Origin of the sequence: Arthrobacter sp. SLBN-122, assembly GCF_006715165.1 — a bacterium.
GTDB lineage: Bacteria > Actinomycetota > Actinomycetes > Actinomycetales > Micrococcaceae > Arthrobacter.
The window spans coordinates 3385108-3395279 of sequence record NZ_VFMS01000001.1 but is presented as its reverse complement, the minus strand read 5'-3'; the positions used below and the strand labels follow the sequence as shown (position 1 = coordinate 3395279).

5 protein-coding genes are annotated in these 10172 nt (G+C 66.5%); all 5 read right to left on the bottom strand.

The features are described 5' to 3' along the window. Nucleotides 1-41 precede the first annotated feature (41 nt). Nucleotides 42-6215, bottom strand: coding sequence for an Ig-like domain-containing protein (locus FBY36_RS15635; protein ID WP_142120849.1), 6174 nt, complete (start codon nt 6213-6215; stop codon nt 42-44). Nucleotides 6216-6358: 143 nt separating this feature from the next. Continuing rightward, nucleotides 6359-7570 (bottom strand): adenylate/guanylate cyclase domain-containing protein, encoded by a 1212-nt coding sequence (locus FBY36_RS15630; RefSeq protein WP_142120847.1) that lies wholly within the window; start codon nt 7568-7570, stop codon nt 6359-6361. Beyond that, nucleotides 7560-8171: a PH domain-containing protein gene (locus FBY36_RS15625; RefSeq protein ID WP_142120845.1), complete on the bottom strand. Its 612-nt coding sequence runs from the start codon at nt 8169-8171 to the stop codon at nt 7560-7562. Before FBY36_RS15625 ends, FBY36_RS15630 begins: the two co-directional genes overlap by 11 nt. Then, on the bottom strand, nt 8164-9072 hold the full coding sequence (locus tag FBY36_RS15620) for a biotin--[acetyl-CoA-carboxylase] ligase (protein ID WP_142120843.1): 909 nt from the start codon (nt 9070-9072) through the stop codon (nt 8164-8166). The genes FBY36_RS15625 and FBY36_RS15620 overlap by 8 nt, the downstream gene beginning before the upstream one ends. Before the next feature lie 113 nt (nt 9073-9185). After that, nucleotides 9186-10073, bottom strand: a complete 888-nt coding sequence (locus FBY36_RS15615) for an SDR family oxidoreductase (RefSeq protein WP_142120841.1) — start codon at nt 10071-10073, stop codon at nt 9186-9188. Nucleotides 10074-10172: the final 99 nt, after the last annotated feature.

The window sequence follows — 10172 nt, the reverse complement described above, 5'->3', positions numbered from 1 at the left end:
GCGATGGGGACAACTGCCCGCGTCGCGCTGCCCTGATCCCCTTAGCAATGTGGGGCTCCCAGCGCGGCGGGGTCAGGAAGCGTGGTGTGTCCGGCGATAACGTAGCGGCCAACGTTCCGTGCAGAACCCGATTCGACCCGCCACCAGCGGATGATGCCGGTGCCCGACCAGTTATCACTCTGATCGATGTAGCACGCCACCATGATGCGGTCCTGGGTGACCTTGTAGAACCAGGGTGGGCTGTCCCCGTTGACACCGTCACAGTCGGTGTACGGATACGGCCGGTAGTTGGATCCGCCCTGTGTGAAAGTACAGGTCCGTTCGAAGTTGGGGTCGGAGGTCTTGATCCGGGTTTCCCACAGTCCCTGCTTGCCTGCGTTGGCACTGGCCGTGACCACCGCGCTGCCGGTCCCCATGGAGTTGAAGGTCTGGACTGCAATGGTGACGGTGTCACCGAAGTTTGCCGTGTTGACCGTCCTGCTGCCGGACGGGGCAACGTTCTCCCAGCCGCCGTTGTTGATCCTGATCTTGGTTTGCGCCACGTCATTGGTGCTGGTGGACGGCGAGGACCAGTTGAGGGTGGCTGACTTCTGGTTCACGCCGCCGTTTTGGCCTGACGCCGAGGGGGTGCCCGGGGATCCGTAGGGCGTGGTGGTCGCGGGTGTGCTGCCGTCCGAGCTCGGTGCCACCGTGGAGTTGGCGATGACCGTGATGCTGACGGCTGTGCCGTTGCTGAAGCCCCCGATGGTCTGCCCGGGAGTGATGGGTCCGCGGGCACCATTGCTGGCGTTGTAGGTGTAGCTGACTTCGTTCTCCGCAGAGCCGTTGCGTTCCGCCGCGGTGAGTCTGCGGAAGTCCACTGTTACTTCGCGTCCTGCCCCGCCGGTGTTGGCGGGCGTTGCCGTGACGCCGGAGACCGGGGACAGCTTGCCGGTTGCGCGGCGGGGTGCCGACGGTGGGCTGACCGCTCCCTTTCCGGCCTTGTTCTCGGCCTGCACTGTGAAGGTGTAGGCCGCCTCGGAATTGTTGGCGGTGAAGTTTGCCGTGCGGACGTTGCCGGGGACGGTCTGTGTCTGGGTGGGGGCATTGCCGCCGCTCATGGTGACGTAGTAGGTGCTGATGGGGTCACCGTTGGCGTTGGGTTCGGCCCACGTGACCCGAAGCTGGTTCTGGGTCCCCACGGATGCTGCGACGGCAGAGGAAGGCGCTGCAGGTGCCGCCGGGACACCGGCGGGATTGTCCTCCGCAGAATACGTTCCCCAGTCGGAGGCGCCTAGCTCGTTGACGGCCTGCGCCCGCACCTTGTACTTGACGCCGTTGGTGAGGCCGGTCCAGGTGTAGTTCAGCCCGGCGACCTCGTTCTTGACCGCGACCCCGCTGGCCGGCGGCGGCGAGATCTCCAGGTTGTAGTGCTTCACCGGTGAGCCCTCGGTCTTCGCCGCGGGCCAGGTGACCGCCATGGTCTTGTCGCCCGCCTTCACCGTGGGGGCATCCGGCGGTGACGGCTTCTCGTCGGGCCGGATTTCGTTGGACTGCGGCGAAGCCTGCGAGTCCCCCACCTCGTTGGTGGCGAGCACCGTGAAAACGTACTTCACGTTGTTGGTGAGCCCGCTCAATGTGCAGGTGGTGGTGGGGCACTTCTGTTCGAAGCCGTTGTTTGAGCGGACGGTGTACCCGGTGATGGCGGCGCCGTTGTCCGACGGCGGCGCCCACTTGAGCACGGCGGTGCGGCTGCGGACGTCGGTGGCGCTGGGGGCGGAAGGCGCGTCGGGTTTGCCCCGGACGGTGAGCCGCAGGCGCCCGTCCACCTGGCGGGACAGGTCGCCCGTCTTGTCGGCCACGGTGTAGCGGACTACCATGACGCCCTTGTACCCGTCGGCCGGGGTAACGGTGATGCTGTCTCCCGACACGGCCGGCTGACCGGCTGCGGAGCCCGTCTCCACCGTGGCGCCAACGATCCGCAGGGGCGTGTCCGGGAAGGGGTTGAAGTCGTTGGCCAGGACGTTGACCTGTTCCGTCTTCCCGGCGTTGGCCTTGTCCACCGCATCATCGTTGGCCACCGGCAGGGGCCGGTTGGAGGCAACGTGGCGTGCGGTGATGGTGGCACCCACGGCCGGTGACCTGCCGTCGGTGACCCTCACCTGGATGTTTCCGGTGACGCCGATCCCAAGGGAACCGTCGGCAGTGAGGGCGAGCGTGGCGCCGTCGACCTTTGCGCTGAAGCCGGCGGGAAGGGTCCCGTCCAGTTCGAAGCGGAGGTTGTCCTTGTCCCGTTCGTCCACGTCCTTGGCCAGCCCTGCCAGGTCCACTGTTGCCTGTTCGGCCTTGGGGACGTCCACGGAGGTGCCGCTGAACGTGGGCGGGTGGTTGGCGTTGGGGTCCGGGATCACCTTGGTCATGATCACCAGCGTGGATTTCAGGCCGTCGCCGTCATCGGGTCCGGAGCCGTCCGTCACCTCGAAGGTGATGGAGCCGGGGCCCACATAGTCCGGTTTCGCGGCGTAGCGCAGGGCCTTGCCATCGGACTGGATGACGCCCTCCGGCGATCCGCCCTGGACGCGCACGGAATCAGCAACGGTGATCCTGGCGGTGCGGCCGTTCCGGACCCGGACGTATTCGGACAGGTCCAGGGTGACGTCCTTGCCGGACATGACTTCAACGGGGTCGGTCTTCGCCAGGGTGGGGTACTGCACGCCCTGGCCGGGAATCCACATCAGGGCGGTGGAGGTGAGGCCGTCAATGTCGGTGACGGTGTAGGGAATCAGCTGGTCTTCAGGGGTGAGGGTCACCACCACGTTGCCCGAGTCGCCGGTCCGGGCGTTCGGGTTGCCGTCGGGCAGGCTGATTTTCAGGTCGGTGGCCACGCCGTCGGCATCCGAGTCGTTTTTCAGGACGGGGACGTCCACTGCGGTCTTGCCGAGGGTTTCGGCCACAGTCACCCGGTCATCCTTGGCCACGGGACGCTTGAATTCGGCGTCCGGGCTAATCCGGACCCGGATCACGGCGCTGGCGGAGGCCTTCTTGTCGTCCTGGATGCGATAGCTGATGCTCTCGTTGCCGGCGGTGCCGGGCGCTGTGAAGAGCACCTTGGCGCCGTCCGTTGCCTCCACCTGGAGGTCCGGCTTGGCCTCAAAGCCGTCGGCAACCAGGCTCAGCGGATCGCCGTCGGGGTCTGAATCGTTTGCCAGGGCCTCCACGGCCACCTTGCGGCCCGGCCTGACATCCACGGCGTCGTCCACCGCGATGGGCTTCTGGTTGTTGGCCTCCGGCGAAGCGATTCCCACAATGACCGTGCCCGTGTTCTCGGCGCCGATCCGGTCCCGCACCCGGTAGGTAAAGCTGTCGGTGCCGGCAGCATCTCCTGCTGCCGTGAATTCCAGGTAGCCGTCCCGCACCACCGCGGTTCCCATGGCCGGTGCCTTGTCGATGCCGATGAGCTGGACGGAGTCGCCGTCGGCGTCGATGCCGTCCAGGGGCACGGGCACTTTGACGGTCATGCCGGCCACCACGCGGGCGGTCAGGTTCCGGGGCTCGGGGCGGGAGTTCCGGTCATCGTCCCGGGCGCGGATGCGGATGGTCACCTGCTGGGAATCCACCTGCCCGGATTCGTTCTGCACCTTGTAAATGGCGTAGACGGTTTTCGCCTCGGGTCCGGCAACGAACCGCAGCTGGTCGCCCGCCACGAACATGCGGCCGTCGGCGGCGTCGGGCTGTTGGGCGAGTTCGGGCAGGAGGGTGAGCTTGGAGCCGTTGGGGTCGGCATCATTGGCCAGGACGGGGATGGTGACGACGTCGTTGACCCGGACCGTTGCTTCGTCCGGCTTGGCCTGGGGTGCCTGCAGCTTGGCGGGGGCGGGGACGATCAGCACGGAGATCTCGCCGGTGGCGGAGGAGCGGCCGTTGGACACGGTGTACCGGACGGTCAGCTGGCCTTCGGCGCGGATGTCGGTGATCCTTACCACCGAGTGGTCCAGCACTGCCACGCTCACCGGCAGGCCGGCGTCGGCGGTCACGGACTGCACCACCAGCACACCGCCGGACGGATCCGAGTCGTTGCCCAGGACGTCCACCAGGACGTCCCCACCGGTGGGAAGCAGCGCGGTGTCGCGGACGGCGACGGGCGCACCTTCATCGGTGCCGGGCACCACGTCCACGCGCACCAGCTGCTGGGCGCTGGCGGGACCGTTGGTGGCCAGGTAGCTGACGTAGTGCGCCCCAAGGGTGCTGGAGTTGAAGGTGAAGGTTTGCTGGTCCGGGTTGAGGGTGGCTGTGGATTCAGCATCGGGCGTGGCCTGCGCCAGCCGCAGCGTCCCGCCCTGGGGGTCGGAATCGTTCTTCAGCGGAGTGATGACGGTATCGGTGCCGGCAACGGCCACAACATGGTCGGCATTGGCGATCGGTGGCAGGGCGCCGGGGCTCCTGACGTCCACCGTGACCTTGCCTTCGGCGGTGGACTGTCCGTCCGAGACCGACACGGTGAGGACCTTGCGGCCGGGAGCGGCGCCGGAGTCCTGGAAGGTCAACTGGCCGTCGGGCCGGATCCGGACCTGGTCCAAGGGATCGCTGCTCGACGCAGAGACGGCGAACAGGTCATCGCCGTCGGGGTCGATCCAGTCCGGGAGGATATTCTGCGTGACCGCTTTGCCTGACTGGACCACCAGCATGGTGTTCCGGTTGGGCTTTTGCCGCGGCGCAGTGTTGGTGCCGGGCGGGATGATGTTGAGGGTGATGTCCGCCGACGCTGAGAGGCCGCGGCCGTCGTCAACGGTGTACTTGAAGGTCTCACTGCCCGCTTTGTCCGCCGGCACGGCAATCTGCAGCCCCGTGGAGCCGTAGATGGGCGAAACGGAGCCAGTCCTGACGCCTTCCGGGGTACGGACGGTGAGGACGTCGCCGTCGGGGTCGGAGTCGTTGTCCAGCACCGGCAGGATGGTGGTCTTGCCGGCGCGGATGCCGAACTGGTCCGGTTTGGCTACCGGGGCGTTGTTGGGCTTGGTTCGGTCCGGCAGGACGGTCTGCTGGACTTCGTCGGCGGAGTCCTTGTCGGCGTCGTCGGAGGTTTCCTTGGGTGGGATGACGTCGTCCCAGTTGTTGACCAGCTGCATGTTCTGGTTCACCAGCCACACATTGCCCGAGTTCACGTCATTGAGGACCACCAGGTCCCGGTTCACCCGGAAAACATACGACGGCGACGCACTCGCCCTGGGCACGTCCACCTTCTTATCGTCACCATCATTGACGCAGTCCCGCACATACTTGTTCGCACCGGACCACGCCGCGTGCACGCACCCGCCCAACTGCACCGGAGCAGCAGGCACGCCCTCGCCGTCGAACGCCACCGTCTTCGCCGTACCGCCATCAAGAGGCTGCTTCAGCAGCGCCTTCCGGGTCGCCACGGCAACAACATCACTGCCCGGGCCCGGCTGCTGCAGCTTCGCATCCCGCGCACCCTCCAACGCCAGCCGCTTACCACCAGGCAAAAACAGGTTCCCCGCCGCAGCATCCAACACCACCGGCCGGTCCCCCACCACCGTCATCTGCACATCCCCGGCACCCCTCAACCCAGCCCAGGTCTCAGACTCCGACGACATCACCCCGCCAGTGGCGTCAACACCCGTCACCGACACCACACCGGTCTTCGGATCCGCCGAATAAATCCGGTCATCAGAACCCACCGCGGACACCAGACCCGCAGAACCCACCAAAACCGGCTCCGACGCCTCCTTATCAAAACCATTCACCGTGGACGGCGACACCGCCCACACCTTCCCCGAGGCAGCATCGGTCACCGAAATCGTCCGGGCACCAAAACTCACATCAGCCGCCCCCGGCAACTGCTTGTCCCCACCCAATCGCATATTCGCCGGCGACACCTGGTTCAACGTCGAACCAGCCTCATCATCAACAAACACCTCACCGGCATGCTGCAACACATCAAACGTCGTCGACGCCGGCGTCACCGCACCATCGAGCACCCGCGAAGGATAATTCAACCGCCCCACAGCATTCTTCGACTTCGACACCACCCACACGCCGCCGTCGTTCAACTCAACCTCAGTGGTCTTAAACCCCGGATACAACACAGCACCCGTCACCACCACCGCCACCACAGCACCAAACGCAGTGCCCGTGAACCATCGCGGGCGCCGCCAGCGGCGGCGCCGGGGCGCGCCGTAGGCAGGGCTTTGGGCGCGCGCTTGTCCGCGACGTTTCATGAGTGAAAATCCCCCGGTAGATCTAGGCTCTGTGCCTGCAGCCGGCGTCACAGGACCCCGGGCACCACAACGATACCGCTATACGCCAACAAATGGACAAATTCTTTCAGCCAGCTTCGGCGGGAGCCGCAACTGCCGGTTTACTAGTCCAGGACCAGGCCCCTGCCGCGGCCGCGGGTGAGGCGGACGGGATTGATTTCGCCGAACCCGCGGACGTTTTCCGGGGCCTGGGGAATCATGACGAACCGCTCGTCGTGCTCCAGGGCCGAAGCCGTCATGGAGTCCACCAGCACGGTGCCGGGGTCGGCAAGGGTGGTCAGGCGGGCCGCCAGGTTGACCGTGGGGCCGTAAATGTCACCCAGGCGGGACAGTATCCTGCCCCACACCATGGCAACCCGGGCTTCGGGAAGGATCTCGTCCTCGGTAAAGGCCTCGGCCAGCGCCAGTGAGATCTCGGCTCCGGCGGCCGGGGTCTCGGCGATGTAGAGGACTTCGTCACCCACGGTCTTGACCAGCCGGCCGCCACCGACAGAGATGATTTCGGCGCACTTGTTTTCGAAGCGCTGGACCAGGCGGGCCAGGGTCTTTTCGTTCATCCGCCGGGACAGGCTGGTGTAGGAGACCAGGTCCGCGAAACCCACCGCGCGGGCCAGGGGCAGCGGAGCGTCGTCCTCATCGCCTTCGCGGCCTTCCTCGCTGGCCTGCAGCCCTGCTTCGGCGCGCACCGCCAGCCGCTGGACCCCGGCGTTGAGCTGGCGCCGCCAGGAGTACACCAGGACCTCTTCGAGGGCGTCCACCAGGGCAGGAAGTTCATTGACCAGGCGTTTGCGGGCCACGGCATCGGTGACGCCCTGCTCGTGGACCATGTCCTCCACCAGGGCTTCGATCTGCCAGACCACCATGCGGTCCGTCATCTGCCCGATGGAGCGGGTCACCGAAATGGCTGCCTCTTCCGTGAGCTTTCCGGCCCGGACCAGATCCACCACCGTGGACAGGGCGGCCTGGTCGCGTTCGGTGAAGGCGACGTCCTCGTCGCCGAAATTCGGGAATCCCAGGGCACGCCAGAGTTTGCGGGCAGAGAGGAGGGACAGTCCCGCGCCGGCAGCAACTTCACGACGGCGGAGCTTGCGTTCCCCGCCCAGGAGACGGGCTTCGAGGGCCTTCATGGCCAGGCGTTCGGCGGACATGGCCCCGGTGGGCGGGTGCCGGTCCACAGCCGGCGCGGCCGCTGCCGTGTCCGGTGCAGGCGTCTGGTCGCCGGCAGCGTTCACCCCGGCGGATGCATCGGCTGGTTCAAAGGCGGCGGTGGCAGGGACGATGCTGTCAACGCGTTCCTGCTGGGCCTCATCGGTCATCCCGTCCACCTTCTCTCAAGTCCTCCGGAAAAGCACCGGCGGGGTAATGCGTCGCGCCACCCGGCTGGGCCTCGCTGAAATCCGGGCTGTCGTCCGGCAGTTCCCCGATGGCGTCGAGGATAAAGTCGCGGAACCTGGCAACCTCGGGCACGTCGCGAAAGGTCACCACGCCCTGGTACCCGGTTTCCAAGGATATATTCCCCGAGCGCACCAAACGCTGCAGCAAGGATTCGTGGACCGTCAGGTTACGCACCGATGCCAGGTTCACCTGCTGGTCCCGCCTGTTGAGCAATCCGTAGCGGGCCACCATCCGCTGGCTGGTCAGTGTGTAGCGGGTCCCCTGCCAGCGGAGGAGACGAGGCAGGCTATAGGCCAGCCACACGGCCACGGCGGCGGCCACACAGGCCGTGACAAGCCACGGCGTCCACTGGCGGCCAAGCGCAGGCGCCAGGCGGGCTGCCCCGCCGCGGATGATCCAGGCACTTGCGTAGGCAGCCAGTGCCGGTGCCAGCACGAAGGCCACAGCTGCCCCGGCCAGCTTCCTGGGCTGCGGGCGGGTAGTGACGATGACCTGCTCCCCGGGAAGGAGGGTTTTACGCATAACCGCCTTGGTTGGGCGCGTCCGGTGCCGTCCAGGGCCGCAGGTGAACCACGTCCCCGGCGGTCACCACGTGCTCCCGCGCGTCACGGTCCACCACCAGCAGGGAGCCGTAGTCATCCAGCCGGGACGCGTGTCCGATGATTTCGTGGTCGCCGGGCAACTGCGCGCGCACCTGCTTGCCCAGGGTGACCATCACAGCTTCCACCCTCTTGTGCAGTGATGGGCCACCCGTCAGCCCTGCCGCGGGATCGCCGTCGGCGTTGCAGAAACTGCGGTACAGGACGGCAAAGTTGGTCAGGTAGCTCTTGAGCAGCGCAGTGCGGTCGGTGGTGCGGGCATCTTCCAGGGCCACGGAGGTGGCGGTGGGCACCGGAAGTTCGCCTTCGCCCAGGGTGACGTTCAGGCCGGTCCCCAGGATGACGGGGGGCACCTTGCCGTCAACCATGGGGCCCAGCTGGGCCAGGATGCCGGCGATTTTCCTGCCGCGGACCAGGACGTCGTTGGGCCATTTGAGTTCGGCCGGAATGCCGGCTGTTTCCAGGAGGGTTTCGCGCAGCGCCAGGGCAGCGATCAGGGACAACCAGGAATAGCTCTGGGTGGGAAGGGGCCTGCCCTCCGCGTTGACCGGACGCAGCACCACGGACACGGACACGGAGCTCAGCGGCGGAGCTTCCCAGCGCCTGTCCAGCCGCCCCCTGGCGGCAGTCTGGTACTCGGCCGTCAGCACGGAGAGGTCCGGCCACGCCGAAGGTTCCACGGTGACACCGCGCAGGAGGTCCGCGTTGGTGGATCCGGTGGAGTCCACAACATCGATCCCCGGTATTCCGGTGGCAGCGAGGAAACGCTGGTCGGCCAGGTCCCCTCGGTTCAGGGGTGTGCCCGGTGCGTGTGCGTCGTCCATATCCAAATCCTACCGAGCCTGGCCAGTCCCAACGAGCCGGTCACTGCCCGTCCCGCCACTGCCCGGCCCGTCACGGCAGGGCGTGGACAATCCGGGCACGGCAGGACATCCGGCTAAAGGAAGATGTCCGGAACCAGCTGGTCTTCGGGTGCTCCCAGGCTGTAGGGGCGGAAATCGTCCACTCCCGCTGCCGCCAGCACCTGCTCGTCCGTGTAGAAATTGCCCGACGGCGGGTCCCCGGCGGACAGGTTGGCACCGGTAAGGATGGCGTGCGCTGCATCTGCCATGATCTGCGGGCCGCGGGCGGCCAGCACCATAGTTTCGCCGTGCGGCATGTTCCGGATGGCTGCGGTGTCGATGAGGGTGCATGGCCACAGCGAGTTGACACAGATGCCGTCCGCCTTCAGTTCCTCCGCCAGCCCCAGCGTAGTCAGGCTCATCCCGTATTTGGCCATGGTGTAGGCAAGGTGCTTTCCCGCCCAGGAGGGGTGGAGGTTCAACGGCGGCGACAGCGTGAGGATGTGCCCCTGCTCCGATTTCCGCAGTGCCGGGAGCGCAAGCTTGGACAACAGGAAGGAGCCGCGGACGTTGATGTCCTGCATCAGGTCGTACTTCTTCATGTCCACGGCGTCCGTGGCGGAGAGGTCAATGGCGGAGGCATTGTTGATGACGACGTCAATGCCGCCGAACCGGTCAACGGCTGCGGCCACGGCGCCGGCCACGTCTTCATCCCGGCGCACATCGCCCACCAACGGCAGTGCCTGGCCACCCGCCTGCACGAGTTCTTCGGCGGCTGTAAACACGGTGCCGGCCAGTTTGGGGTGCGGCTCCCCCGTCTTGGCCAGGAGCACGATGTTGGCGCCGTCCCTGGCCGCCCGCGTGGCTATGGCCAGCCCGATCCCGCGGCTGCCGCCGGAGATCAGGATGGTCCTGCCCGCCAAGGAACCTGCCGCCCCGTAGGGGCTTTCGGAAGCATGCACAGCATCGTTGCTTGAAGTCATGGGAACACTGTAGCCCAAGTATGTTACCGGCGAGTAACATGTAGGGGCGGCTGCTGGAAACGCAGAAAATTGTAGGTTCCCTACAGCTGTGAGCGTCCA